Below are 24,987 nucleotides of genomic sequence, written 5' to 3'. Positions count from 1 at the left end.
TTACGGTGCGCGGATGGGCCTGTATCCGGAGATCGAACCCCACGACGGCGGAATGCTCGATGTCGGGGACGGCAACCAGGTGTACTGGGAGGTCTGCGGCAATCCGCGCGGCAAGCCGGCGGTGATGCTGCACGGCGGCCCCGGCTCCGGCTGCACCCCGCACTACCGGCGCTACTGCGACCCGGCCGCATACCGGATCGTGCTGCTCGACCAGCGCGGCTCCGGACGGTCGACCCCGCACGCGAGCGCCTACGGCACGGACATGGGCGTCAACACGACGGACCGTCTGATGCGGGACCTGGAGCTGCTGCGGCGGCGGCTCGACATCGAGCGGTGGCTGGTGTGGGGCGTGTCATGGGGGTCGGTGCTCGGGCTGCGGTACGCGCAGACCCATCCGCACGCGGTGTCCGAACTCGTGCTGACCGGAGTGGCCACCGGTTCGGACCCCGAAGTGGCGCTGCTGACCAGGGGGTTGGGGAAGATCTTCCCGGAGGCGTTCGAGCGGTTCCTCGGCGAGCTGCCGGCGCACGACCGCGACGGGAACCTCGCCGCCGCGTACAACCGGCTGATCGAGTCGCCCGACCCGCGGGTGCGGGAACGCGCGGCGCGCGCGTGGACCGACTGGGAGACGGCGACCGTCCCGGCGCCGCCCCGCTCGGTGGCACGCTACGAGGACGCGGCCTTCCGCATGGGCTTCGCCCGGACCGTCACCCACTACTGGGGCAACGACCACTTCCTGGGCGAAGGGAACGCCGAGGGCGTGGTGCTGCGGGACGCGCCCCTGCTCAAGGGCATCCCGGGCACGCTGGTGCAGGGCAGTCTCGACTTCGGGAACCTGCTGGGCATCGTCTGGCGGCTGCACCGGGCCTGGCCCGACAGCGAGCTGGTCGTCGTGGACGACGCCGGGCACGGTGCCGGCGCTCCGGGCATGGCGGAGGCGCTGGTCGCGGCCACCGACAGGTACGCGCGGGGATAGCGGACCCGCACGACGTCAGGGGGCTCGCGGACGGCGTCACGTGTCCGGTGTGCCGGGATCAGGGACCTCGGTCTCGCCGAACAGATGCCGGACCGTGGAGCGGTAGTTGGCGCGCACGTGGCTGAGCGCGTGGGCGCGGGCCCGGTCGGGGTCTCCGGAGGCGATGGCCTCGTACAACTCGCCGTGTTCGGTGAGCAGCTGCGGCCATTCCTCGTTCTGCCGGGTGAGCCAGCGCAGGCGGCCGTCGACCGGCTCCATGACGGAGATCAGCAGGCTGTTGCCCGCCATGGCGAGGATGCGGTCGTGGAAGCGGGTGTTGATGTCGGTGATCGCCTCGGCGTCCCCGGCGCGGGTCGCCGACGCCGCCTGGCCGAGCAGCTCCCGCAGCTCCGCCAGACCCTGAGGGGTGGCCCGTGACGCGGCCAGCCCCGCCGCGTACACCTCCAACGCCTCGCGCAGCTCGAAGAGTTCCTTGACGTCGGTGGGGGTCAGACGCCGCACGACGGTGCGGCGTGCCGACTCGAAGAGGACGAATCCCTCCGCGACCAGGGCCCGGATCGCCTCCCGGACCGGGACCCGGGAGACTCCGAACCGCTCGGCCAGCTCACGCTCCACGAGCCGGTCACCCGGGCGCATCCGGCCCGCGATGATGTCCTGCCGCAGGGTCGCGAGGACGCGCTCGCGCACCGCGCCAAGGGGTTCGATCTTCGTCATGGGGCCATCTTCGCCGAAGCGAGGGGGCTTTTACGGAGCCGTAACGGCAACGACATCGGTCGCGACGCTTGACGGGAGGACCATGACGGCAGTTTGGTATACCAAACGCATCCGGCTAGCCGCCCTCCGCCGTCCCTCGCTCACGTCGTCCCTGGAGGCCCCGTGTCCCTCGCCGACCGCGCCGAAGCCACCGGCACAGCAGCGTTCGTCCCCGACCCCCGCCTCACCAACGAAGACCTCGCACCCGCGGGCAAGCGCAACTGGAAGGTCTTCGACCTCTTCGCCATGTGGATGTCCGACGTCCACAACCTCGGCAACTACACCTTCGCGGCGGGCCTGCTGGTCCTCGGCATGAACGTCTGGCAGATCTTCACGTCCCTGCTCGTCGGTTTCGTGCTCATCTACGCCGGCATGAACCTGATGGGCCGCGTCGGACAGCGCACCGGCGTGCCGTTCCCCGTCGTCAGCCGCATCAGCTTCGGGGTCTGGGGCGCCAACATCCCCGCACTGATCAGGGCGGTCATCGCCATCATGTGGTACGGAATCCAGACCTATCTGGCCTCCGTCGCCGTGAACGTCATGCTGCTCGCCGCCTGGCCGGGCCTGGAGTCCTGGACCCACCATTCCTTCGTCGGCCTGGACGCGCTCGGCTGGACGTCGTTCCTCGCCCTGTGGCTCCTCCAGGCGCTGATCATCAGTCAGGGCATGGAATCCGTCCGCAAGTTCCAGGACTTCTGCGGCCCCGCGATCTGGCTCGTGATGATCGCCCTGGCCATCTGGGTCCTCGCCAAGGCCGGCTGGAGCATCCCGCTCTCCTCCACGCCGCACCCGGTCTCCGCGGGCGAGCAGTGGCGCCAGTGGTTCGGCGCGGTCGGACTCATCCTCGCCACCTACGGCACGCTGATGCTCAACTTCTGCGACTTCTCGCGGTTCGCCCCCAGCTACCGGACCGTCAAGCGCGGCAACTTCTGGGGCCTGCCGATCAACTCCACGGCCTTCGTCATCGTGTCCGTCGTCGTCACGGCCGGCTCCATCGAGGCGTTCGGCGAGGCCATCACCGACCCCGCGCTGCTCGTCGCCAAGGTGGGCAACACCTGGGTCCTGGTCCTCGGCGCCCTGACCTTCGCCATCGCCACCATGGGCGTCAACATCGTCGCCAACTTCGTCTCACCCGCCTACGACCTCGCCAACGTCTGGCCCCAGAAGATCACCTTCAGGGTCGGCGGCATGATCAGCACGGTCGCCGCGCTCGTCGTGACCCCCTGGAACCTCTTCTCCAACCCCACCGTCGTCAACTACTTCCTCGGCGGACTCGGCGCCTTCCTCGGCCCCCTGTTCGGCGTGATCATGCTCGACTACTACTGGGTCAAGCGCGGCCACGTCGACATCGACCAGCTCTTCGACGCCGGGCCGGGCTCGCGCTACTACTACCGCAAGGGCGTCAACCCCAAGGCCCTGTGGGCGTTCCTGCCCTCGGCCGCGGTCGCCGCGGTCCTCGCCCTGGTGAAGGCGTTCAGCGACGTCGCCCCGTACTCCTGGTTCATCGGCACGGCACTGGCGGCCGGACTCTACGCGGTGCTGTGCCGCGCGGAGCGTGCCGCCGCGGAGCCCGAGCCCGCACCCGTGGAGGGCTGAACGTGCGCATCCTCGTCACCAACTGCAACACGACGCAGGAGATGACCGCGGAGATCGTACGAGGTGCTCGGGCCGCCGCGGGCCCGGGCACCACCGTGACCGGGCTGACCCCCGCCTGGGGGCCCGAATCCGCGGAGGGCTGGCTCGACAGCTACCTCTCGGCGGCGGCCGTCCTCGACACCCTGCGCACGTACGAGGGCCGGTACGACGCCGTGGTCATGGCCGGCTTCGGGGAACACGGGCGCGAGGGCGCACGGGAGCTGGTGGACGTGCCGGTCGTCGACATCACCGAGGCGGCCGCCCACCTCGCCTGTCTGCTCGGCCGCCGCTACGGCGTCGTCACCACCCTGGAACGCTCGCGCGGGCAGATCGAGGACAGCCTGCACACGGCCGGTGTCGCCCAGAACTGTGCCGCCGTCGTCGGCACCGGCCTCGGCGTCCTCGACCTCGGCGACGCCCAGCGCACCGAGGAGGCCTTCGTCACCGCCGCCGAACGGGCCCGTGAGGCGGGGGCCGAGGTACTGGTCCTCGGCTGCGCCGGCATGACGGGACTCCAGCGGGCGGTGGGGGAGAAGCTGGGGCTGCCGGTGGTCGACGGGGTCGCCGCGGCCGTCAAACTGGCCGAGTCCCTCGTGCAGCTCGGACTGCGGACGAGCCGGGCGGGGGGATTCGCACGACCACTGCCGAAACGGCGGGCGTGGGGACGCCCCGGCCCCGGCCCCGACCCCGATTCCGGCCCCGACCCCGGCCCCGATTCCGGCCCCGCCCCCGATTCCGGCAACGATCCCGACGCCGCGCCGGCCCCGATGTGACGCCGTTCCCGCGTCGCCCCCGCAGCCCCACGGCGCGGGAGCCGACGCCGGTCCGGAGCGGTGCCCGGCCCCGAACCCGGCCAGGACCTGTCAGGCCGGGTTCGGCGTCGCCGGGCAGGCGGGACTGGTCGGTCGGGTACTAGGGCACGACGGCGGTCGCCGTGATCTCCACCAGTTGCCCCGTGTACCCGAGGCAGGCCACCCCGAGCAGCGTCGAGGAGTGCGGGCCGACGCTCAGCCCGGACGCCTCGACGACGTTCCACACGGCGGACAGCACCGCCGGCTCGCTGCTCACGACGTACACGTCGGTCGACACCACGTGCGCCATGTCGCTGCCGACCGCGCGGAGTTGCTCGTCCAGGTTGGCCAGCACCTGCTGGGCCTGCCGCACGGGATCGCCCTCACCGACGATCTTCCCGTCGGCGTCGAGGGGTACGGACCCGGCGAGGAACGCCAGCTTCGTCCCCGCCTCGACGACGGACGCGTGCGCATAGACGGGCGGTGCGAAGAGGGTGGGGACGGTGACGCGCTGGACCACGGGAGCTCCTGAAGGGGTCTTCGACGCCGGGCCCGCTCGGCCCGGTCTGTCGTCGGCGGGCGACCCGCCGATGATGCGGCGGGACGGCCGGACCCCGCACCCGAATTTCGCTCGACACCCCGGCCGCGCCACCCGCATCCTGACCCGATGCGCACCTCCCGCTCTCTCCTCGGCGCCGGCTCCCGACCGGGTCACGCCGGAGGGTCCGGCGATCCCGGTGGGAGCCCCTGATGTCCCGCACCGTTCACCATGTCCCCGCCGGACGCCGCGCCACGCCTCCGTACTGGACGGCCGGACTGCCGGGCCCGCTCACCGCGCACCGGCTGACCGAACTCCGGCTCAGCGGCGCGGAGTCGGCCAGGGCCCGGCGGGAGGGCCGTCGAGCCGTCCCGGCCCGGCTGGTCCGCTCCTTCGCCGCCTACACCTACCCCCGCGCCCTCGACGAGACCTTCGACACCGCCCACGAATCCACGGCCCGAGCAGAACTGCGCGCCTTCCGCACGGCCGCCCGCAAACTCCTGCACGCCGCACCGCCGGGCGAACTCCTCGGTGCGGCGCAGGACCTGGACCATCCACCGACCCGCCACCGCCACCGGAATCTCTGGGAAGGCTGACCCGCCGGCGGTGGCAGGTCACCGAACACGCGCGTGCGGCCGTTCCGTTCCGTCGCTCTCGTCCTCGTCCATCCGGCGAAAAGCGATCCCGAGCCCCGCGCGATGCCCTCGAATAATGCTTCGAGAAGGACCGGTTGCCGCTGTTACCGTTCCGAGCGTGGCGAAACTCAACCAGATCATCGCAGTCGAGAAGGGCGTCAAGTCCAAGTCCCACCAGGACCTGACGGCTGCTCACCATGGGCTCCAGAAGCCGGCTCTCCTGGCCGGAATATCGCGGACCTATCAGCCGAAGGACGAGGAGGGCGAGCAACTGCCGCCCGAGTCGACCCGGGTGCAGGTGAAGGCCGAGGACGTACTGCGGGACACCGCGGCGACCCTCACGCGACTGTTCGACATGACCGCCACCAAGGACTGGGCCAACTGCACGGCCCGCGCGGACGTGAAGGTGGACGGGCGCGTGCTCGTCGCCGATGTACCCGTGTCCTATCTGCTGTTCCTGGAGAAGCAGCTCACCGACCTCAATTCCTTCGTGCGGAAACTGCCCGTTCTCGACACCTCCGAGTCGTGGGCGCAGGACCCGTCCACCGATGCGTGGAAGACCGAGCCCGTGCGGACGGTCCGTACGAAGAAGGTGCCCCGGAACCACGTCAAGGCCGAGGCCACCGAGAAGCACCCGGCCCAGGTCGAGGTGTACTACGAGGACGTGCACGTCGGTTACTGGACGACCGTGAAGTTCTCCGGCGCCCTTCCCGCACGACGGGTCAACGAACTCCTGGACCGCGTGGAGAAGTTGCAGCAGGCCGTCAAGTTCGCCCGCGAGGAGGCGAACGGCGTCGACGTCGTCGACCAGCGGGTCGGGGACGCCGTGTTCGGCTACCTCTTCGGGTAGCCTCCGAACTCCCCGGCCGGCTCAGTACGGCCGGGGTGCGCGAGGAGCGCAAGCTGAAGCTGAAGCTTGTCGTGATGAGCGTTCCGTACCCGCCACAGAAGTCAGGGACGGGACGCGGTCAATCTCAGACTCTTGCTCCAGACTCAGTATTCGCCGCCGATCACCGGATCGAACGGCCCAGGCCCCAGTACGTCGAAATGCCGGTTCAAGTCCGGCCCGCGCAGCTCGATGCGTGGTGGTCCAAAGGCAGGACGCGGCGACATAACGACTGACCTGGTCCGCACAGTGTCCGGTGTGTGAAATGGGCGGCATCACAGGGTCCGGGGGCCGGCTACGCCCTCGGGCCCGCTCCGCGTCCGGAGGTTCCGCGCGTCCTTCCGCCCGCTCCGGTTTCCCACCGCCGGCGTTTGCCTCCGATCGCGTTCATGAAGGACGCGGAATTCCCGCACGCCGTCACACCGTGGAAATGCGTACGTTCCGTTCCCGTACGCGACACGGCCTATCGTGGGAACGACACCGCCCGGCCGACGTCGCCCGAAGGCAGCCAGCAGATGCCCGCCCTCGCCGACAGGAGCCCCGTGTCCCGCCCCGGCTTCACCCCACCGCCCTGGCTCGCCCATGCCCTGCGCACACAGCGCGGGCCCGTGTCCTGGAGCGCCGTCGTGCGCGGCGCACTGGCGGCCGGGCCCCTGCTCCTCGTGGCCGTGCCGGCCCAGCACGTCTCCGCGGGCGTCGTCGCCGCCCTCGGCGCCATGCTCGCCGGCGTCAACGACCGGCCGGGCAGCAGGCGCGCCGCCGTCTGGAGGCTCGGGGTGCCCGCCCTGGCCGGAGCCGCCGGCCTGCTGGTCGGGTCGTACGCCGGACAGCACATGGGCGCGGTCGCGCTCACCATCCTGCTCACCGGGCTCGGGCTCGTCGCCGGAGCCGTCAGCGCGGTCGGGCCCGTCGCCTCCGGTGCCGGGACCCAGTTGCTCGTCGCCTCCGCGATCGGAGCCGGGATGCCGCTGCCCGAACCGGGATGGCAGCGCGCCCTCTTCTTCCTCGGCGGCGCCGGCTGGCTTCTCCTGCTCCGGCTCGCGCTGCCGACCCCCGGCGCCACCGCCGGCGACTACCGCTTCGACGGGGAGCGCGCGGCCGTCGGCGCCGTCTACGACGCGATCGCCGACCTGCTCGACGCCGCCGGCGGGCCGGAGGCGAACCGTCGCCGGGTCGCCCTCACCGCCGCGCTCGACCACGCGCAGGACGCGCTCGCCGGACCCCGGCTGCGGCGGTACGCCAGTTCCGCGGCCGAGCGGCGGCTGCACGCGCAGTACGCCGCCGCGCTGCCGCTCGCCGAGGCCGCGACCGCGCTCGCCTGGTCCGGGGACGCCCGCTCCGGCCGCGCCTCCGCGGGGCCCCGGCGCCTCGCCGACGCCGTACGGGGCAACACCCGCACCGGCCCGCTGCCCGCCCCCACCCGCACCGCGCCCGCCCTGCGCGCTCTCGACAACGCCCTTCTGCACGCCGCCGAGACCTTCGACCGGGCGGAGGGCGGCGGCCTGCACACCCGGACGCGCACACTCGCCTCCACCGTCCGTACCGTCCTCGGCTCCGCCGGACGCGAATACGGGATCCGGGTCGCGCTCTGCTTCGGCGCCGCCGCGGCCGTCGCACAGGCCCTGCACCAGGCCCACTGGTACGGCCACCACACGCACTGGTACTGGCTGCCCGCGACCGCCGTCTTCCTCGTCAAGCCCGACCTCGGGCCGCTGGCCTCGCGCGTGCTGTGCCGCGCGGCCGGAACGGTGCTCGGCGCCCTCGCCTTCGCCGGGCTCGCGGCCCTGCTGCCGCGGCCCGAGGGCCTCGTCGCCCTGGTCGCGGTCAGTGGCGCCCTCCTCCCCGTCGCCACCCGGCACTTCGCCGCGCAGACCGCCGTCGTCACCGTCCTCGTCCTCGCCCTGGTGATGCTGGGAGGGGAACCGCAGGCCTCGTGGAGCCGCCTCGGCGAGACCCTGCTCGCCTGCGCGATCGTGCTCCTCGTGGGCCATCTGCCGATGCCCGGCCGGCGCGGGGGAGCCGTGCGGGCACGGCTCCGGCACGCCGAACGGGCCGCCGGTGCCTATCTCGCACACGTCCTCGACGAGGGCCGGGGCGAGGATGCGGGACGACGGGACGCGGACGGGGGACGACGGGACGCGGACGGGGGACGGCCGGGCGAAAGCCGCGGCGAACACGGAGCACCCGGCGAAGGCCGGCACGGGGGCGGGGGAGAGGCAGGGTCGGACAAGTGGGCCCTGGGCGGTGGTGCGGCCGACGTCCGGGCCGGGCGCTGGGTCCTGCGCCGGGAGGCGTATCGCACGCTGGCCGAGGCCCGCACCGCGATCGACCTCGCCGCCGCCGAACTCCCCGCCCTGGCCCGGCACGCCGAAGGGACCGACGCGGTGGCGGCCACGCTGGAGCGGCTCGTCGACACGACCACGGCGTGCGCCGTGCACCTCGACGACACCGGGCGGCTCACCCCCCGGCACACCGGCCGGCTCGTCGAACTCCTCGACGAGCTGGCCGAACGCCGGGAACGCGCCGGCCTGGACGCGCACGGGGCGCCGGGGTCCGCCCCCGAGGTCCCGATCGCGGTGTAGCCCCGGCGCGGTGCGACCGTCCGTCCTCAGCCGCCGGCCCCCGTGTCGGGAGCGGCCGGCGCACCGGTCACGTCCGCACGCGCACCCACACCGGCGCATGGTCGGACCCCGGCGCACCGCGTCGCTCGACCGGGTCCGCGGCCACCGACGGCAGCCGGAGCCGCTGCTCGTCCGGCAGGCCCGTGCCCGCCGCGGTGACCCGGTGGACCAGGTGGTGGCTGACCAGGATGTGGTCGATCAGTTCACGGCGCCCGGAACTGACACGGGAGTAGCGCCGGTCGGCGGGGATGAGCGGAGCGACGTCCCACAGGCGCATCCCGTCGCCCGCGTCGGGGCGGTCGTACCCCGAGGTGCCGATCTCGGACCCGGGCGGGCCGAGGAGGATCTGCGTGGTCGCCGCCTGCACCTCGTCGTTGAGGTCGCCGAGCACCGCCACGTCCCGGGTGCGGCCCTCTCCGGCCAGGAGTTCGTCGGCCAGCGCGCGCAGCGCCGTTGCCTCGGCGGCGCGCCGGTACAGGGCGTAGGCGCCGTATCGGGCCCGCTCGCCCTCGTCGCGCGGCTGGAACCGCCCGCCGGGGTACGAGAGCAGCTTCGACTTCAGGTGGCAGACGGCCGCCGTGAGGGTCAGCGCACCCGTGGACACCTCCACGGCGAGGAAGCCGCGGCCCGCGTGCGCGGCCGTGCCACCGCTGTCGTCGGCCTGCACGGGGCGCAGCTTCGAGGGGAAGGCGACGGTGTCGGCGACGACCCGCGGGGCCGCGCGGCTGAGGAAGCCCACCCTGATGCCCCGGTCGTCGGGGTGCTCGGAGACGGTGACCTGCCAGTCGCCGTCGAGCATGTCGGCCAGGTCCGCGAGCGCGTCCGGGTCCCCGACCTCCTGTACACCGAGCAGTTCGGGGTCGAGTCCGTCGACGACGCCGGCCAGGGCGGCGAGCTTCGACTCGTACGCGGCCTTGTCCGGCGGCCCGAAGGGGCCGCCGGGCCGGTACAGGTTCTCCAGGTTCCAGGTGCCGAGGAGCATGCGGGCTCCTTCCGAAAGGCGCGCCGAGGCGCGCGGAGACGGGCTGAGGCGCACCGGTGACGACGGTGGTGACGCACACCGGGGCGACGGACGCACCGCGCACCACGGCGGTGCCGCGCGCCGAGGGCGACAGTGATGACACGCACCGAGGGCGACGGTGGTGACGTCAGAGTGCTCGCCCGTCCGCCGTCGCGACAGAGCTCGTACGGGATGAGCGGTTCACGTCCCCCGACGGCACGACGCCGTCGTACGGTGACGTAATGACCCGGTCCGGTGGAACACCCACGCCCGCCGATCTCGTCATCAGCGGATGCACCGCGCTGGTGCACGACGACCGGGGGGAGGCCGGATTCGTCGACGACGCCTCGATCGTCGTACGCGGAGGCGTCATCGAGACGGTCACCGGCGGCGGCCTGCCCCGCCCGGACGCCGTCGAACACATCGACGGCCGCGGCCAGGTGGCGATGCCCGGCCTGATCAACTGCCACACCCACGCGCCGATGGTCGCCCTGCGCGGAGTCGCGGAGGACCTGCCGGCCGAGGAGTGGTTCAACGACCACATCTGGTCCATCGAGTCCAACCTCACCGCGAAGGACGTGGAGTTGGGCGCGCGGCTGGCGTGCGCCGAGATGATCCTCGGCGGGGTCACCTGTTTCGCCGACCACTACTTCTCCATGGACGCCGTCGCCGCGGTGGTGGCGGAGAGCGGGCTGCGCGCACACCTCGGCCAGGCCTTCTTCTCCTCGCAGGGGCTCGAAGGGCGTGAGAGGTCACTGGAGTTCGCGCTGCGCCACCGCGGTGCCGCCGACGGCCGCATCACCACCGCCCTGGCACCGCACGCGCCCTACACGGTGGACGACGCCGACCTCGCCGCCACCGCCGAACTCGCCCGCGACCACGGGCTTCCCGTGCACCTGCACGCCTCCGAGAACCTCGCGCAGACCGAGACCAGCCTGGCCCGCCACGGTGTGACACCCGTCGAGGTGCTGGAGCGCACCGGGCTCCTGGACCACGACGTGCTCATCGCGCACGGCACGGGCATCGTCGAGCGCGACCTTCCCGTGCTGCGCGACGCGCCCGGGCGGATCGCCGTCGCCACCGCCCCGCGCGGCTACCTCAAGTTCGCCTGGGGCCCCACCCCCGTGCGGGCGCTGCGCGAGATCGGCGTCCCGGTCGGCCTGGCCACGGACGGGGCCGCCTCCAACAACTCCCTGGACGTGTGGGAGTCGATGGCGCTCACCTCGCTCGTGCAGAAGTCGGCCGAGGGCGACCCCCGTTGGCTGACGTCCCGGCAGGCCCTGCACCACGCGACGCTGCAGAGCGCGCAGGCCGTCGGACTGGGGGAGCGGATCGGCAGCCTCGCCCCGGGGCGCCGGGCCGACATCGTCCTCGTCGACCTCACCGGACCACACACTCAACCGGTCCACGACCTGGCGGCCACGCTCGTGCACAGCGCCCGCTCCGCCGACGTGCGCACGACCGTCGTCGACGGGCGGGTGCTGATGCGGGACCGGCGCCTGCTCACGATCGATCTGCCCGCCACCGTCGCCGAATTGGGGCAGCGGCTGCCCGCGCTCCTCGACCGGAGCCACGGCAGGCGGATCCAGGAGTACGACACCTGATCCGCCCGGTGCGCCCGGGCGCCGCTCGCGCTCTTGGCGACGCACCGACGAAAAATCTCCCCGATACGCCGATGAGTTCTGCTTCTCCCGCCGGTCACCACAGAGAAGACACTGTTGCGTAGGAGGAGCACATGACGCTTCCGCGGATCGTCTCGCGCGAGGAGTGGCGCGCCGCACGCGAGGAACTGCTGGTCCAGGAGAAGGCCGCCACCCGCGCGCGTGACGCGCTCAACGCGGAACGTCGCGGCCTGCCGATGGTCGAGATCGACAAGGAGTACGTGTTCGAGGGCGGCGACGGGAAGGCGACGCTGCTCGACCTCTTCCGGGGACGGCAGCAACTGGTGGTCTACCACTTCATGTTCGCGCCCGAGTGGGACGCGGGCTGCCGTAGTTGCTCGGCCTTCCTCGACCAGATCGGGCACCTCGCCCATCTGCGGGCCCGCGGCACGGAGTTCGCCGCCGTGTCCAGGGCGCCGTACACCAGGATCCTGCCCTTCAAGGCCCGCATGGGCTGGACGGTGCCCTGGTACTCGTCGTACGACAGCGACTTCAACCACGACTTCCAGGTGTCCTTCACGGGCGACGAGGGCGACGGCGGCGGCGAACCCTACGAGCGCCCGGGGATGAGCTGCTTCCTGCGCGACCGCGACCGTGTCTTCCACACGTATTCCACTTACGAACGCGGCCTCGACGTGCTGGGCTCCACGACCAGCCTCCTCGACCTCACGGCCCTCGGCCGGCAGGAGGAGTGGGAGGAGCCCAAGGGGCGCGCGTCTTCTCTGGGAGCGCCCGCGGGCAGCGCACGCATCCGCTACCACGACGAGTACGCGGACTGACCGGACAGGTCCGCATCGACACCACCGGTGACCAGGAGTGACCGGAATCGTCAGATCCGTCACGCCGCACCCACAGCCAAGTGTCGGCAATGTCTCAGTACCGTCACTTCCCGAGCCGCCGACCCCATGCCGGGCGTTTAACTCTTCGAGTACAGCGCGACATGGAGGTGCAGGGTGAACGGGCGAACGGTGCTGGAGCGCTTTCCCGCCGGTGGGCCGCGCGGTTCGTGGCCCGCTGAGGAGTTCGCACAGGCGCGCCGCCAGGAGGGCCAGGCGGCGGAGGTCGTGATGGACCTCGCCACGGACGCGTTCCTGGTCGTCGTGCGCGGAGGCGAGTCCGTGGAGTGACAGGGCGTGACGGCGCGTCGGGTCCGTCGGCGTCCGGGCAGTTACCCGCGCCGCGTCGGTCGGCGTCCGGGCCGGTACGCGCGCCGCGTCGGTCGGCGTCCGGTCCGGTACCCGCGCCGCGTCGGTCGGCCTCAGGGCCGGTGCCCGCGCCGCGTCAGCCGGCCTCCCCGGTCGGTACCCGCGCCGCGAACTGCTCCGCCTGGAGCGAGTACAGCTCCGCGTAGACGCCGCCCGTCGCCAGAAGCTCGTCCGGGCTCCCCGACTCCACGAGACGGCCCTGGTCGAGCACATGGACCAGATCGGCGTGGCGCACCGACGCCAGCCGGTGCGTGATGAGGATGACGGTCTGGCCGGTGCCCGCCAGCGCCCGGATCTTCTCGAAGACCTCCAGCTCGGCACGGGCGTCGAGCGCCGCCGTCGGCTCGTCCACGATCAGGATGGTGCCGCGCCGGTAGGCGGCGCGGGCGATGCCGAGGCGCTGCCACTGCCCGCCCGACAGTTCGTGACCGCCGCTGAAGCCGCGGGCCAGAAGCGTGTCCAGCCCCCTCGGGAGGTCGGCCACGACCTCCTCGGCCCCCGCCTCGGCGACCGACGCCGTGACGCGCTCCCCGGTCAGCGGCGCCGAGGCGCGGCCGATCGCGACGTTGACACGGGCCGTGAAGGGCCACCGCTTGAAGTCCTGCGCCACCATCGCGATGCGCTCGGCGAGCTGCTGCCGGTCCGCGGTCGCCGCGTCCACGTCGTCCCACAGGATGCGCCCGCTCTCGGGCGCGTACAGCCCGGCGAGCAGCTTCACCAGGGTCGTCTTGCCCGAGCCGTTCTCGCCGACGAGGGCCACGATCTTGCCCAGCGGCACGGTGAGCGTCACGTCCGCGAGCGCCGGCCGCGCCGAGGCGCCCGGATAGGTGAACGTGACGTTCTCGAAGCGGATCTCCCGGGGGCGCTCGGGCAGCGGATCGCCGCCCACCGGGATCGCGCGCTCGGCCGCCTCCACGTACAGGCGGTGCAGGTCACCGACGAACAGGGCTTCCTCGTGCAGGGAGTTGATCTCCAGGACGAGGGTGTCGAGGCTCGCCGAACCGGTGCGGATCGCGATCACGGCCGTCCCGGCGACGGACAGCGCCATCGCCCCGGCGAGCAGCAGCCCGCCCAGCGTCGCGTACGTCGCCACCGTGGCAAGTCCCGTCCAGGCGGCGGCGATCAGCCCGGTGCGGGCCGAAAGCCGTGCCAGGCGCGCCTGTTCGGCCTCGGCGGTCTCCGACATCGAGCGGAAGTGCCGCAGCAGGAACGGCCCGACACCGTGCACCCGGATCTCCGGAGCCGCGGCCGGCTCGGTGAGCAGACTGCTGATCAGGTGCCCGGCGCGGGCGTGCTGCACCCAGGTGTGGAACGACTCGTAGCGCCGCCGGGCGTTCGTCAGGGCGCTCCAGGCGCTCGGAAGCGTCATCGTGACGAGCAGCGGCAGCAGCGCGGGGTGCAGAACCGTCAGGACACCGGCGGCCGCGCACAGCGAGATCAGCGCGTTCACGACCCGGGTTGCGATGCTGATCATGCGGCGTGCGGACTGGGCGCCGTACTGCGCGGTGTCCAGCAGTTTGTGGAAGGCGTCGTCCTCGATCGCGGACAGCTCCACGGCCGCGGCCCGCTCCAGATAGAGCTCGGTCGCCACCCGCTCCACCTTCGGCTCCAGGCGCCCGGTGGCGTACGTCGACGCGGCCCGCAGCAGTGCGGCGACCAGCATCACGGCGGCGACCGTGACCAGCGCCGGGAGCGCGCCGCGCAGCCGGTCCTCGACAGGGCCGCCCGCCATCAGCCGCCCCAGCACGCTGTTGACCGCGAGCAGGCTGATGGCCTGGGCTCCGCCGCGGGCCAGCTCGGCGGCCAGCACCACCCGGGCGGCGCGCCGGTCCGCCTTCCAGGCGAGCCGGAAACTGGACGCGAGCAGGGACGGCAGCCGCGTCACCATCGCGCGGAAGTTCAACTCCAGGAACGCGTCGGAGTGTTGTGACCAGCCCATGTCGTACCGGAGCGGGCCGCCGAAGAGCAGATGTTCCGAGTCGGACGGCGGCGGCTCGTCGGCGTCGCCGTTCTTCTTCCGTGCGGGTTTCTCCACCGATGGCCTCCCCCGAGAACGCACGAACGGTGCAATTCCCAGGAACGCAGCGCTCCACCCCTGGCGGCAACGGGGTTTTGCGGCGACCGGCGCACTTCGGACACGCGGTACGGGCTCCGGGCGGCGCTCGCGTTCTCAGCCGCGTGCCGGGTGTCACCTTGTGCGCCCTCGGCCGGGTGCCGGGTCGCCCTCAGCCGGGTGCCGGGTCGTCACCCCGTGCGCCCCACGGCGCTGCCGGTGACCGGCAGCCCCTGACCGGCGCACCCGGCGTCCGCGGCTGGTGACCGGCGGCCTTCGGCGGGCGTCCCGAGGCCTCGGTCGGGAGCGGCGCCCCCGGTCCGGAGCCGGGCCTCACGCGCTGATCGGACGCGACCAGACGGGTGTCGTCCCCGTGACCCGGCACACGGCCAGGTAGAGGGGGATCGGCGGGGTGTACGGAACAGTGCCCTCCGGCCGGTGGATCAGGCCGGGTTCGGCGGGCGCGTCCACGACGACGGCTCCCGTGGCGTAGTGCGCGGGCGCGGGCCACTCCAGCGCGACGTCGGAATCCGAGGGCACGATCCACCACCAGTGCGCCCCGTCGGCGTAGACGCAGCCCACCCGGGGCAGTCGGGGCAGCAGCAGCGGGCCGAACCGGGCCGGCACCGACACGGCGTCGCAGCCCAGCGGCACCGTCATGTCCTCCGGTACGAGGAGACGCCTCGGCTGCCCGGACCCCGGCCGCGCGCGCCTCACGCGCACCAGCGTGTCCAGGCTCAGGACCCCTGCCGAGGGCCCCGTCGCCGACGATCCCCTCACACCCATGCGGTCCCCGTTCCCCAGGACGCCTCGGCCCCGGAACCCCGGCCGTCGGCCGGGGGCTTCTTGGCGCTCCAGCCCAGGTCCGACCGGACCTCGGTGTCCACGCCGGGCCGACCGGCCGTGCACGGCCGCTGCGTCGCGGCCTTGGCCTGGGACGGCACCGTCATACGCCCTTGGCCGGTGCCCGAGTGCTCCCGCGCCGCGGTGCGCTCGATGCCCGCCGAGTGGTCCCCTCCGGCCGGCCGGTCGTAGTCCGCCGGCAGCTCGGACGCCGTCCCGTGCTCGGAGGCCGCCGGGTGCCCGGACCCGGCCGAACGGTCCAGCTCGGCCCAGACCAGCAGGCCGGGGCCGGTGTCCTGAGCCCCCCAGGCCCTGGACATGGCCGCGACGAGGAGCAATCCCCTCCCGTGCTCCTCCTCGGGCCGCTGTGGGGAGGGGTGCGGCTCACCCGGAGCGCATCCCTCGTCGCGCACGGCTATCCGCACCAGGTCGTCGCCGTCGTGCAGCTCGCAGACGACACGTTCACCGGCGGCATGGACGATCGCGTTGGTGACCAGCTCGGAGACGACGAGCGTCGCCGTGTCGCAGGTGTCCTCGCACACCGCCCAGCGGGCCAGGCGGGCACGGGTCAGGCGTCTTGCCTGAGCCACGGAGCCCGGGTGTGCGGACAGCTCGAAACGGAACCGGCGCTCGGCAGCCGCGCCGGGGCGGAGCCCTGGGGCGGCGCGGAGACCGGACCGGTCTTCGGCGGCGTCTGTTCCTAACGGCGCGGACGGAGTCACGCTTGCCACTATCGCCCCGACGTGAACACTTGGCAAGTGTCACTCTGAAAATTGCAGAGTGCCGTGTGACTCGGTGAGCGCGCGTGGCACACTGCTCGCAACAGCACGTCGAGCGGCGCCAGTTGGGACCAGTCGAAGAGTTCCCGGACGGCGCCGCCCGGCCTGTCCGGACACAGTGGAGGTGGGGCGTGAGCGAACCGCGGTCCGCGCCGACGGTGGGCCAGGTCGTCCTCGGCCGGCGCCTGCTGGACCTGCGGGAACGCGCGGGTCTCAAACGCGAGGAGGCGGCCCGCATCCTGCGCGTCGCGCCCGCCACGGTCCGCCGCATGGAGACGGCCGAGGTCTCCCTCAAGATCCCGTACCTCCAGCTCCTGCTGAAGTCGTACGGGGTCGGCGACGAGGAGGCCGAGGCCTTCGTCCGTCTCGCCGAGGAGGCCAACAAGCCCGGCTGGTGGCAGCGTTTCCATGACATCCTGCCCGACTGGTTCTCCATGCACGTCAGCCTGGAGGGCGCCGCCGCCCTCGTCCGCTCGTACGAACCCCACTTCGTGCCCGGGCTGCTGCAGACCGAGGACTACGCGCGCGGCGTCCTGAAGGCGGGGGCCATCGGCCAGACCCAGCCGGAGGACATCGAGCGCCATGTGGCGCTGCGCATGCAACGCCAGGATCTGCTCACTCGTGAGGACGCACCCCGGATCTGGGCCGTGATGGACGAGACGGCCCTGCGCCGTCCCATCGGCGGCCCCGAGGTGATGCGCGCCCAGATCGACAAGCTGCTCCAGGCCACGAAACTGCCCCATGTGACGTTGCAGGTGATCCCGTTCTCCTCGGGCCCGCACCCCGGCACCTACGGGCCCTTCGTGCTGTTCCGCTTCGCCATGCCGGAACTCCCGGACATGGTCTACAGCGAGTACCTGACCGGCGCCGTCTACCTGGACGCGCGCTCAGAGGTGGCGACCCATCTCGAGGTCATGGACCGCATGGCGGCTCAGGCCGCTACGGCACATCGCACGAAGGAGATCCTCCGTGATCTCCGCAAGGAGCTGTGAATGGAACGCATCAAGCCCGCAATAGGCAACGTGCGCATCTACAACGGAATGCCGGCCCGTGAACTGGGCAGCGAGGGCTGGCACAAGCCGTGGAGTGGCGGGAACGGCGGCAACTGCCTGGAGGCGATGAAGCTCGCCGACGGCCGCATCGCGGTCCGTCAGTCGGCGGATCCGGACGGCCCCGCGCTGATCTACACACCCGGCGAGATCACCGCGTTCATCCAGGGCGCGAAGGCGGGGGAGGCCGACTTCCTGCTGTCCTGAGGCACTTGCGGTCCGCCTTTCGCGCGTTCTCCGGTTTCCCGATCTGCCTTGATTTCACGATTACTTGACGCTTACGGGCGTCCTCTGTCTCCCGATTCCCCAGAGGACGTCACGACTTTCCTGAACCAGACACCCGATTTCCGAAACCCGATACCCATAGGCCGAAACCCGATATCCACTGGCCGACCCCCGATACCTACTGGCCGGCCCCCGACAGTCACTGGCCGGGACCCGACATCCACTGGCCGGGACCCGTCGGCCGGCTGAACGCCTTCCGGCCGCACGGCTGTCATGGCGCCGAGCGCCAGGGCCCGCGGATGAGGTGTCAGAGCCGGGACCAGATACGCCGTGGGGCGTCCACCAGACGGCTCACGGCGACCACCGGCAACGGCGGCTGGTCCGCGCGGTCCCGTCCCAGGCTGAGCCCGTAGTAGATCTGCTCCACCGACGGCGGTCCGACCGCCAGGTTCCGCCTGACCGCCGCCGGTGCCGACTCCTGGCCGGTCCGCACGAGATACGCGGCCACCATGGCCCCCGTGCGCCCCACGCCCGCGCCGCAGTGCACGAACACCGGACCCGGGGCCTCGCCGACCACCCGGAGGAATCGCTCCACCTGGCGGGGCGTCGGGGTCTGCCCGTCACGGACGGGGAGGCGCACCACATCGAGCCCGGCCTTGCGGGGCCCGGCGAGCTGCGCCGCGGTCAGATCCTCGGCGCGCAGATCCACGACGGTGCTGAACCCCCGTCGCGCGAGCGCCCGGTACCCGTCGGGGGACGGCGCGCCGCCCCGCCACAACGTCCTTCTGGCGTCGACGGGTTGGAAATGGTGGATGCCCCGCACCGCGTACGCGCCCTCCGGCGGCGGGGTCTCCTCACGGGCCCAGTACGACAGCGCAAGGATGCCGAGCGCGCCGGTGGCCCACAGGGCGAGATAGCCGAGGGTGACGCCGGCGAGCGTGCGCAGGCCGGTGCGGAGCCATCTGCGGGATCGCGCCGATCGCGGTGATCGGCCCGTGGGCACGGTGACGCGGGGCGGTGGAACGGAGGCGACAGCCATGGGCGACCCGGGATGCTCGGGGACGAGGGGCGCCTTGGCATCGTAACCCGGGCCGGGGGCAAGGGTGTTGTACCCGGCATGCCGGGTGGCCGCCCGCACCGGCTGAGCCGCCCGCATGTGGCCGAGCCGCGCGGACGCGGTCCACGTCCTCGTCCGCGGTCCTGGCTCGTCGTCCTCGGTCGTCCGTGGCCCGGTTTCGTCGTCTTCGGTCGTCCGTGGTCCTGGCTCGTCGTCCTCGGTCGTCCGTGGTCCTGGCTGGTCGCCCCGCAGTCGTCCGTGGCCCTTGGTCGTCCTCAGTCGTCGTCGTCGGCGTCCGCGTCACCGACGCCGACGACCGTCAGGTGGGCTCGGTCGATGCTCGTGTCCTCCAGGCATCCGGTCAGCCGCATGCGGTCGTGGTCGGTGAGCGCGGGGCGTACGACACCGGCGTACAGGCCGTCGCCGAGACTGCCGAGGGTGGCCCGGTTCAGCGGTGCGGACGTCGAGTCCCGGCAGCGCTCCCACAGTTGGTGCGCCGCGAGGGACTGTCGCTGCTGCGTCATCCCCTGTCCGCGCATGTCGACCCGGACGAGCACAGAGGTCGCCTCCTGCTCGTTCACGTGCTCCTCGCGGGTCTGCGTGAGTTCGGCGAGCCCGCCGACCAGGGCGGCGAGCAGGGCGGCACCGACGACCCCGACGGCGACCAGCCGCACGGTCCCGCGCCGTTCGCGCCGGGCGCCCACGCGCGGCAGATCGTCCAGGTCGGCCGTGCCCGCCGGATCGGGTGCGGCCAGGACGGCCAGCCGCCCGGCGAGCCGCCGCTCCGCCGAGGGACGTGCGGTGGCCGACGCGATCCGCTGGACCAGCCAGGCGAGCCCGGACAGCAGGACGCCGGTGACCATGAGCACGGGCACGAAGACGTAGGAGCGACTGGTGGGGTCCTCCAGCCACCGGAACCGTTCACCACCCGAGTCCTGCCGGTCCTGGCGGAGCCGGGCGAGGACGTCCTGCTGGCGCCGGTCGCTGTCCCGCATCCGCTCCTCGATCCGCGAGAGCCGGCCGAGCAGGACGATCCCGAGCAGCATCACCTCGACGACGAGGAGCAGCACCCCGCAGAGAATGGCCCGCTGCCATTGCCAGCGGTACAGGTAGACGACGACGTACGCACCCGCGCCGGCGGCGGCCGCACCCCCGAAGAAGTACGCGAGGCGCCTCACCGGAGCTCCCGCACGTCGTCGACCGCGTCGTCGCGCGTGATCCCCACGTCGCCGGTCGTGCCGTCGACCGTGAGGCGGGAACCGGGCGGGAAACGGCGTACCGCGTCGGAGGCCCCCACGACCGTGGGCAGGGCGAATTCCCTTGCGAGGACGGCGAGATGGGACAGCGGGCTGCCGGTCTGGGCGACCAGTCCGGTGAGACCGGGCAGGAGCGGTGCGAGCGCCGGGTCGAGGGTGCGGACCACGAGCACGGCGTCCGGAGGGCGGGGCCCGGTGCCGTCCCAGGCGGTACCGGCCGCGCGCCCACCGGCGACGCCCCGTCCGTCCGTCTCGCCGGTCCGCCCCCGCTCGGCGACGACCGCACCGCCCTCCGTCAGCCGGAAGGTGTCGGGCAGCGGGGCGGAGACGGCCCGGGGGAGCCGTTCCTCCAGGTCGCCGGGCAGTCGTCCGCCCTCCAGCGCCGCGGTGAACTCCTCCCACCGCAGCAGCCCGACCCGCGCCGGGTCGCCCAGCCCGCCGCGCACCGCCAGCCTGCGCGCCCCCTCGCGCACCAGCCGGACCTGCAACTCCTGCACCCAGCGCACCCGCAGCCGCAGGGACTCGCGCGGCGGCAGCGAGGGCAGGGCGGTCCCGCGCGCCGAACCGGTCCCGCCCGCCGTCGACTTGACCGTACGGTCGTGGCGCCGGGTCCCGTCGGCGGCTCCCGGCAGTCGCAGTTCCGCGCGCAGGCTGGGCGCCACGAGGGCCAGGACCACCGGTTCGACGGCCGCGATGCGGTCCTCCGGGACGCCCTCGGCGCGGGCGTCCGCCAGAGCCGTGAGGGCCGCGCCCGCCGCCGTGGCGGTCCCGCCGTCCGGGAGCAGGGCACCGGCCAGGGCCTCCTGCGCGTGCAGCGAGACCAGTGCCGTACGGGCCCAGCGCAGGGCGGAGACCAGGGCGGGGGAGGAGAGCGAGGAGGGGGAGGGTGTCTCGGCGAGGCGGCGGTCGACGTCCGCGACGAGGTCGACCGCGAGACCGGGCAGCGCCGCGGACAGCCGGCCCACCCGCCAGGCCGCGGCGAGCCTGCGGGCGCCCGGCGCCGGGTTGAGGAACGCCAGCCGCCGGTGGACCGCGGGCGCGGCCCCGAGCAGCCGCAGGTCCGCGGCGGCTCGTCCGCCGACCGCCGTGACGACCGGCAGTGTGCGCAACTGCCGTCGTGGCGCGCTGCCCCCGATGTCCAGCGCGGCGGCGAGCCCCCGAGCCATGGGGGCCAGCCACAGGTCCTCCTCCAGCGGCTCCAGCTGTCCGGGCAGCGTCTCCGCCACCGGGCCGGGCCCGAGCAGCCGGGACCGGCGCGGGGGCCGGGCCGCCATCGCCGTGATCGGGCGGCTCTGGAACAACCACAGCCGCCCGTCCCCGTCGAATCCGAATTCGATGTCCTGGGGGCCGCCGAAGACCCGCTGGGCACGGCGGGCGAGCCGGGCCAGTCGGCGCAGTTCGGAGGATGTGAGCAGCGGCCCTTCGGGCGGTACGGCGGAGACGGGCGAGGTCGAGTTGTGCGGCCGCAGCGGGCTGTCGGGCGACGGCGGGCCCTGCGGCGGTACCGCACTCTCGGGCGTCAGCGGGGCGTGTGGCGGCACCGCGGTCCCGGGCGGGGGCGGGCCCTGGGACGGCGCCGCGCCGTCGGACAGGACCGCACCGGGCGGCGATATCGCGCCCTCCACCGGCATCGTGCCCTTCACCGGCGTCGTGCCTTCCACCGGCGTCGTGCCTTCCAACGGCACCGTGCTTTCCACCGGCGACGCGGCTTCCGTCGGCACCGGACCTGCCGTCGGCACCGGACGCGCTGTCGGTACCGGACCTGTCACCGGCAGCGCACCTGCCGTCGGTACCGCGCCTGCCGTCGGCACGGCGCCTGCCGTCGGCACGGCGCCTTCCGTCGGCACCGCCCCTTCCGGCGGTTCCGTCCGCAGCAGTCGTCCTCGTCGGCTCAACCAGTAGTTCGTGCCGGGCTGTTCACCGCTGACCAGCGAGTCCGGCCCGCCGCGCACCGCGCTCACCAGCATCCGGTCGGTGCGGCCCTCGACGGGGTCCGCCCCGAACAGCACGCCCCCGACACGCGCCGCCAGCATCGGCTGGACGAGCACGGCCATCGGTGCGGTGCTGCCGTCGGGGCGGTGCGCCGACTCCAGGACCGTCCGTATCGCCTCACCGAACTCATGTCGGCCCCGCATGTCCAGCACGGAGGCGAACTGGCCCGCCAGGGAGGACTCCTGGGTGTCCTCCTGCGGGGACGAGGACCGTACGACGAGGGGGCGGGTGCCGTCCTGGGACAGCTCGTACCAGGCGCTCCCGAGAGGCAGGGGACCGGTGGCGCCCTCGGCGTCGGCCGCGGTCTCGTAGGGCACGACGAAGCCGGGAAGCACCGGCAGTCCCGCGCGGGCCGCGCGCGCGAGGTGCGCGGCCTTGGAACCGGCGAACCGGGTCTGTGCCGCCGCGGGGTGGTCGAGCGGGACGGCACGGAGGCCGTGCGGTCCGGACGCGATGCCGTCGCGGAGTGCTTCCCCGTCGCGCGCACCGTCCTCATGACGTTCGTCGAGCGTCGTCATCGAAACACCCTCCAGGACCGACCGCCAACAGGGGGGACGCGCGGGGGTGGCCCTGCGCCTGACGGCGGAACGAAGGATGGGGGCGGTCACGGTCGCGCCGGTGCGGGCCGCGACAGGGACACGCCTCCTGTCCCCAACGATCCCACCGTTGTTCCGCTCCTGGTCGACCAGAGGTCATTTTCCGGCCAGCGCGCGGCCCGGGTGCGGTCCCCTGGTCAGCCCGGCGGCAGTACTCCGCACAAGGCGTCGAGCGCCGCCGCGTACGCATGCTCCGCGGGCGTCGCGTACCCCACCACCAGCCCGTCCGGTGCGGACATGTCCGTACCGGGATGCCGGAACTCGTCGAGTCCGTCGAGCGCGATGCCCTGCCACACCGCCGCCTTCACCGCCGACCGCTCCGTCCCGGGTGGCAGCCGCAGCACCGCGTGCAGCCCGGCCGCGATCCCCGTCACCTCGATGTGCGGCGCCCGCTCGGCGAGCGCGGCGACCAGCCGGTCCCGCCGCGCCCGGTACCGCTGCCGCATCCGCCGCACATGGCGGTCGTACGCCCCGGAGACGATGAAGTCGGCGAGCGTCAGCTGGTCCAACGTGCCGGCCCACGCCTCCCGTTCACCCTTCACGGCGAGCACCGGGTCGACGTAACGCTCGGGCAGGACCATCCAGCCAAGCCGCAGCGCGGGCGACAGGCTCTTGCTGACCGAACCGATGTGGACGACCCGCTCCGGGTCCAGCCCCTGGACCGCGCCCACGGGCTTGCGGTCGTAACGGAACTCCCCGTCGTAGTCGTCCTCCAGGATCACCCCGTCACGCGCGCGTGCCCAGTCGATCACCGCCGCGCGGCGCGTCGGATGCAGCGGGCCACCGGTCGGGAACTGGTGTGCGGGAGTGAGCAGTACGGCCCGCTCCCGGCCCAACTCACCCACCTGCGCCCCGTCTTCGTCCAGGGGCAGCGGCACGGTCCGTACCGACGCGGCGGCCAGCAGATCCCGGTGGAAGCCGAGACCGTACGCCTCGACGGCCAGCGGACCTCGCAGGACCTGGGGAAAGAGCAGACGCAGGGCATGCGCGAAGCCGGAGCAGATCACGATCCGCCCGGGCTCCGTACGGACGCCGCGCGCGCGTGCCAGGTACTCGGCGAGCGCCTCGCGCAGCTCGACGCGGCCCGCGGGATCGCCGGGCCCGAAGGCCTCGTTGGGCGCCTGCTGCACGGCGCGCCGATACGACGCGAGCCATGCCGCGCGTGGGAAGGACGAGGCGTCCGGCGTGCCCTGTCGCAGATCGTGGCGGGGTCCACGCGCGCGGGCCGGCGCCTTCTTGGGGACGCGTGCCGGGGCGGTGCCCGACGGCGCGGCACGCTCCGCGACCCGCGTGCCGGAGCCCTGCCGGGCGGTCAGCCAGCCCTCGGCGACGAGTTCGGCGTACGCGTCGGCGACGGTGTTGCGCGCGACGCCCAGGTCGGCGGCGAGCGAACGGTACGGCGGCAGCCGGCTGCCCGGGGCGAGCCTCCCGCTGCGCACCGCCTCACGCAGCGCACGGATCAGTGCGGCTCGTCGGCCGCCCGAACCGGACAGCTCCAGGTGCAGGTCGGCGCCGATCCGCTGCGCCGAATTGACCCATGATTCCACCATGGAAATGAACCCTACAGCCGGTCTTTCAGGTCCGTAGATTCATGGTCATGACGACGAACACGATGCACACGACCACCGCCACCGACGCCGCCCACGACGCCGCCCGCAACACCGCCCACGACGCCGCCCACAACGTCGGGCCGGCGGAGACGGCCGGAGCGACCGGGGGGACCGGCGCCACCGGCGTCCCGGGAGCGGTCGTGGCCGAAAACACCCGCCTCGACTTCGCGAAGTCCGCCCCGAAGGTCTTCCGGGCCCTCATCGGCTTCGACGCGGCGGCCCGTGAGGGCCTCGACCCGGCGCTCGTCGAACTGATCCAGATCCGCGCCTCGCACCTGAACCACTGCGCGTACTGCCTCCACATGCACACCAACGACGCGCGCAAGGCCGGGGAGAGCGAGAACCGGCTGCACATGGTCGCCGTGTGGCGCGAGGCCCGCCACTTCTTCACGCCGCGGGAGCAGGCGGCCCTGGCGCTCACCGAGGCCGTCACGCGTGTCGCCGACGCGGGCGTGCCCGACGACGTGTACGCGCAGGCCGCGGCCCACTTCGACGAGCACGAACTGGCCCACGTCCTGGCCCTGATCCTCACGATCAACACCTGGAACCGAGTGGCGCTGTCCACCGCGAAGGTCGCCGGCACCGACGAACGCCGCTGAGCACGGCCCGGCCGCGGCGCGAAGGGAAGTTGGGCCGCGGCGCGAAAGGGAGTTGGGCCGCGCGCGGCACGGCCCGCGCGGCGGGGCGACGGGGGGTGACGGGACGGGTCGCGTTGAGCGGGTACGGCCCCGGGGCGACGGGAGACGGCGGCGCTGAGCGCGCGGCCCGCGAAGGCCCGCGCCCTCGGCGGGAGCCGTGACCGGCGACCGCGCGGCAGGCCCCCGGG

Annotated in this window: 22 protein-coding genes; 12 read left to right on the top strand and 10 right to left on the bottom strand. The window is 73.1% G+C overall.

Going from position 1 to position 24,987, the window contains the following annotated elements; translation table 11 throughout:
* Positions 1 to 13: 13 nt before the first annotated feature.
* A complete protein-coding gene (pip, locus tag ACSYGO_RS14275) occupies positions 14 to 976 on the top strand; it encodes a prolyl aminopeptidase (protein ID WP_426675976.1) in 963 nt (320 codons plus the stop codon).
* A gap of 36 nt (positions 977 to 1,012) precedes the next feature.
* Here the strand turns inward: pip and ACSYGO_RS14270 are convergent, their stop codons facing one another.
* A complete protein-coding gene (locus tag ACSYGO_RS14270; protein WP_432175843.1) occupies positions 1,013 to 1,690 on the bottom strand; it encodes a GntR family transcriptional regulator in 678 nt (225 codons plus the stop codon).
* A gap of 162 nt (positions 1,691 to 1,852) precedes the next feature.
* On the opposite strand from ACSYGO_RS14270, the gene ACSYGO_RS14265 reads away from it, so the two are divergent.
* Both ACSYGO_RS14265 and ACSYGO_RS14260 read left to right on the top strand, forming a co-directional pair.
* A complete protein-coding gene (locus tag ACSYGO_RS14265) occupies positions 1,853 to 3,325 on the top strand; it encodes an NCS1 family nucleobase:cation symporter-1 (protein ID WP_460386808.1) in 1,473 nt (490 codons plus the stop codon).
* 2 nt (positions 3,326 to 3,327) lie between these two features.
* Complete coding sequence (locus ACSYGO_RS14260) at positions 3,328 to 4,137, top strand: aspartate/glutamate racemase family protein (protein ID WP_460386807.1); 810 nt, start codon at positions 3,328 to 3,330, stop codon at positions 4,135 to 4,137.
* A gap of 139 nt (positions 4,138 to 4,276) precedes the next feature.
* Here ACSYGO_RS14260 and ACSYGO_RS14255 read toward each other — a convergent pair whose 3' ends face one another.
* Complete coding sequence (locus ACSYGO_RS14255; RefSeq protein WP_460386806.1) at positions 4,277 to 4,675, bottom strand: RidA family protein; 399 nt, start codon at positions 4,673 to 4,675, stop codon at positions 4,277 to 4,279.
* Between the two features lie 230 nt (positions 4,676 to 4,905).
* Here ACSYGO_RS14255 and ACSYGO_RS14250 point away from each other — a divergent pair, with 230 nt between their 5' ends.
* The 3 genes from ACSYGO_RS14250 to ACSYGO_RS14240 all read left to right on the top strand — a co-directional run bounded on the left by ACSYGO_RS14250 (position 4,906) and on the right by ACSYGO_RS14240 (position 8,796).
* Positions 4,906 to 5,289 (top strand): hypothetical protein, encoded by a 384-nt coding sequence (locus ACSYGO_RS14250; RefSeq protein WP_426675981.1) that lies wholly within the window; start codon positions 4,906 to 4,908, stop codon positions 5,287 to 5,289.
* Positions 5,290 to 5,446: 157 nt separating this feature from the next.
* Positions 5,447 to 6,178, top strand: coding sequence for a DUF7873 family protein (locus ACSYGO_RS14245; RefSeq protein WP_460386805.1), 732 nt, complete (start codon positions 5,447 to 5,449; stop codon positions 6,176 to 6,178).
* 551 nt (positions 6,179 to 6,729) lie between these two features.
* The gene (locus ACSYGO_RS14240) at positions 6,730 to 8,796 is read left to right on the top strand and encodes an FUSC family protein (protein WP_460389714.1); all 2,067 of its coding nucleotides are present in this window, start codon (positions 6,730 to 6,732) and stop codon (positions 8,794 to 8,796) included.
* Between the two features lie 67 nt (positions 8,797 to 8,863).
* Here the strand turns inward: ACSYGO_RS14240 and ACSYGO_RS14235 are convergent, their stop codons facing one another.
* Positions 8,864 to 9,817 carry an endonuclease/exonuclease/phosphatase family protein gene (locus ACSYGO_RS14235; protein WP_345655509.1) on the bottom strand — a complete coding sequence of 318 codons (954 nt, stop codon included), beginning with the start codon at positions 9,815 to 9,817 and terminating at the stop codon, positions 8,864 to 8,866.
* 260 nt (positions 9,818 to 10,077) lie between these two features.
* Here ACSYGO_RS14235 and ACSYGO_RS14230 point away from each other — a divergent pair, with 260 nt between their 5' ends.
* The 3 genes from ACSYGO_RS14230 to ACSYGO_RS14220 all read left to right on the top strand — a co-directional run bounded on the left by ACSYGO_RS14230 (position 10,078) and on the right by ACSYGO_RS14220 (position 12,623).
* Positions 10,078 to 11,439, top strand: coding sequence for an amidohydrolase (locus ACSYGO_RS14230; protein ID WP_460386804.1), 1,362 nt, complete (start codon positions 10,078 to 10,080; stop codon positions 11,437 to 11,439).
* A gap of 131 nt (positions 11,440 to 11,570) precedes the next feature.
* Positions 11,571 to 12,275, top strand: a complete 705-nt coding sequence (locus ACSYGO_RS14225) for a DUF899 domain-containing protein (RefSeq protein ID WP_426675986.1) — start codon at positions 11,571 to 11,573, stop codon at positions 12,273 to 12,275.
* A 174-nt stretch (positions 12,276 to 12,449) separates the two neighbouring features.
* The gene (locus ACSYGO_RS14220) at positions 12,450 to 12,623 is read left to right on the top strand and encodes a hypothetical protein (protein ID WP_095933592.1); all 174 of its coding nucleotides are present in this window, start codon (positions 12,450 to 12,452) and stop codon (positions 12,621 to 12,623) included.
* Positions 12,624 to 12,777: 154 nt separating this feature from the next.
* Here the strand turns inward: ACSYGO_RS14220 and ACSYGO_RS14215 are convergent, their stop codons facing one another.
* The 3 genes from ACSYGO_RS14215 to ACSYGO_RS14205 form a co-directional block, all read right to left on the bottom strand.
* Positions 12,778 to 14,640 carry an ABC transporter ATP-binding protein gene (locus ACSYGO_RS14215; RefSeq protein ID WP_426676061.1) on the bottom strand — a complete coding sequence of 621 codons (1,863 nt, stop codon included), beginning with the start codon at positions 14,638 to 14,640 and terminating at the stop codon, positions 12,778 to 12,780.
* A gap of 447 nt (positions 14,641 to 15,087) precedes the next feature.
* A complete protein-coding gene (locus ACSYGO_RS14210; protein WP_426675987.1) occupies positions 15,088 to 15,540 on the bottom strand; it encodes a hypothetical protein in 453 nt (150 codons plus the stop codon).
* The gene (locus ACSYGO_RS14205; protein WP_460386803.1) at positions 15,531 to 16,328 is read right to left on the bottom strand and encodes an ATP-binding protein; all 798 of its coding nucleotides are present in this window, start codon (positions 16,326 to 16,328) and stop codon (positions 15,531 to 15,533) included. The genes ACSYGO_RS14210 and ACSYGO_RS14205 overlap by 10 nt, the downstream gene beginning before the upstream one ends.
* A 179-nt stretch (positions 16,329 to 16,507) precedes the next feature.
* On the opposite strand from ACSYGO_RS14205, the gene ACSYGO_RS14200 reads away from it, so the two are divergent.
* Positions 16,508 to 17,368 (top strand): helix-turn-helix domain-containing protein, encoded by an 861-nt coding sequence (locus tag ACSYGO_RS14200; RefSeq protein WP_426675989.1) that lies wholly within the window; start codon positions 16,508 to 16,510, stop codon positions 17,366 to 17,368.
* Positions 17,369 to 17,632, top strand: a complete 264-nt coding sequence (locus tag ACSYGO_RS14195; RefSeq protein ID WP_028805992.1) for a DUF397 domain-containing protein — start codon at positions 17,369 to 17,371, stop codon at positions 17,630 to 17,632.
* Between the two features lie 325 nt (positions 17,633 to 17,957).
* Here ACSYGO_RS14195 and ACSYGO_RS14190 read toward each other — a convergent pair whose 3' ends face one another.
* The 4 genes from ACSYGO_RS14190 to pdxR form a co-directional block, all read right to left on the bottom strand.
* The gene (locus tag ACSYGO_RS14190; RefSeq protein WP_460386802.1) at positions 17,958 to 18,689 is read right to left on the bottom strand and encodes a protein tyrosine phosphatase family protein; all 732 of its coding nucleotides are present in this window, start codon (positions 18,687 to 18,689) and stop codon (positions 17,958 to 17,960) included.
* Positions 18,690 to 18,982: 293 nt separating this feature from the next.
* On the bottom strand, positions 18,983 to 19,885 hold the full coding sequence (locus ACSYGO_RS14185) for a hypothetical protein (RefSeq protein ID WP_460386801.1): 903 nt from the start codon (positions 19,883 to 19,885) through the stop codon (positions 18,983 to 18,985).
* Positions 19,882 to 22,473 (bottom strand): PEP/pyruvate-binding domain-containing protein, encoded by a 2,592-nt coding sequence (locus ACSYGO_RS14180; RefSeq protein ID WP_460386800.1) that lies wholly within the window; start codon positions 22,471 to 22,473, stop codon positions 19,882 to 19,884. Before ACSYGO_RS14180 ends, ACSYGO_RS14185 begins: the two co-directional genes overlap by 4 nt.
* 215 nt (positions 22,474 to 22,688) lie before the next feature.
* Entirely contained in the window at positions 22,689 to 24,101 is a 1,413-nt protein-coding gene (gene pdxR, locus ACSYGO_RS14175; RefSeq protein WP_426675993.1) for a MocR-like pyridoxine biosynthesis transcription factor PdxR, read from the bottom strand.
* Positions 24,102 to 24,142: 41 nt separating this feature from the next.
* Between pdxR and ACSYGO_RS14170 the strand changes: the two genes are divergently transcribed.
* Positions 24,143 to 24,760 (top strand): carboxymuconolactone decarboxylase family protein, encoded by a 618-nt coding sequence (locus ACSYGO_RS14170; protein ID WP_460386799.1) that lies wholly within the window; start codon positions 24,143 to 24,145, stop codon positions 24,758 to 24,760.
* Positions 24,761 to 24,987 lie beyond the last annotated feature (227 nt).

It is taken from the genome of Streptomyces krungchingensis (genome assembly GCF_054729265.1).
The sequence above is the reverse complement of the archived record's forward strand: the minus strand, read 5'-3'. Positions and strand labels throughout refer to the sequence as shown.

What these genes read in the sequence shown, in the direction of transcription:
- pip (WP_426675976.1), top strand. Translation starts at nt 14, where the DNA reads ATGGGCCTGTATCCGGAGATCGAACCCCACGACGGCGGAATGCTCGAT.
- ACSYGO_RS14270 (WP_432175843.1), bottom strand. Translation starts at nt 1,690, where the DNA reads ATGACGAAGATCGAACCCCTTGGCGCGGTGCGCGAGCGCGTCCTCGCG.
- ACSYGO_RS14250 (WP_426675981.1), top strand. Translation starts at nt 4,906, where the DNA reads ATGTCCCGCACCGTTCACCATGTCCCCGCCGGACGCCGCGCCACGCCT.
- ACSYGO_RS14240 (WP_460389714.1), top strand. Translation starts at nt 6,730, where the DNA reads ATGCCCGCCCTCGCCGACAGGAGCCCCGTGTCCCGCCCCGGCTTCACC.
- ACSYGO_RS14235 (WP_345655509.1), bottom strand. Translation starts at nt 9,817, where the DNA reads ATGCTCCTCGGCACCTGGAACCTGGAGAACCTGTACCGGCCCGGCGGC.
- ACSYGO_RS14230 (WP_460386804.1), top strand. Translation starts at nt 10,078, where the DNA reads ATGACCCGGTCCGGTGGAACACCCACGCCCGCCGATCTCGTCATCAGC.
- ACSYGO_RS14225 (WP_426675986.1), top strand. Translation starts at nt 11,571, where the DNA reads ATGACGCTTCCGCGGATCGTCTCGCGCGAGGAGTGGCGCGCCGCACGC.
- ACSYGO_RS14215 (WP_426676061.1), bottom strand. Translation starts at nt 14,640, where the DNA reads ATGGGCTGGTCACAACACTCCGACGCGTTCCTGGAGTTGAACTTCCGC.
- ACSYGO_RS14210 (WP_426675987.1), bottom strand. Translation starts at nt 15,540, where the DNA reads ATGGGTGTGAGGGGATCGTCGGCGACGGGGCCCTCGGCAGGGGTCCTG.
- ACSYGO_RS14195 (WP_028805992.1), top strand. Translation starts at nt 17,369, where the DNA reads ATGGAACGCATCAAGCCCGCAATAGGCAACGTGCGCATCTACAACGGA.
- ACSYGO_RS14190 (WP_460386802.1), bottom strand. Translation starts at nt 18,689, where the DNA reads ATGGCTGTCGCCTCCGTTCCACCGCCCCGCGTCACCGTGCCCACGGGC.
- ACSYGO_RS14180 (WP_460386800.1), bottom strand. Translation starts at nt 22,473, where the DNA reads ATGACGACGCTCGACGAACGTCATGAGGACGGTGCGCGCGACGGGGAA.
- pdxR (WP_426675993.1), bottom strand. Translation starts at nt 24,101, where the DNA reads ATGGTGGAATCATGGGTCAATTCGGCGCAGCGGATCGGCGCCGACCTG.
- ACSYGO_RS14170 (WP_460386799.1), top strand. Translation starts at nt 24,143, where the DNA reads ATGGTCATGACGACGAACACGATGCACACGACCACCGCCACCGACGCC.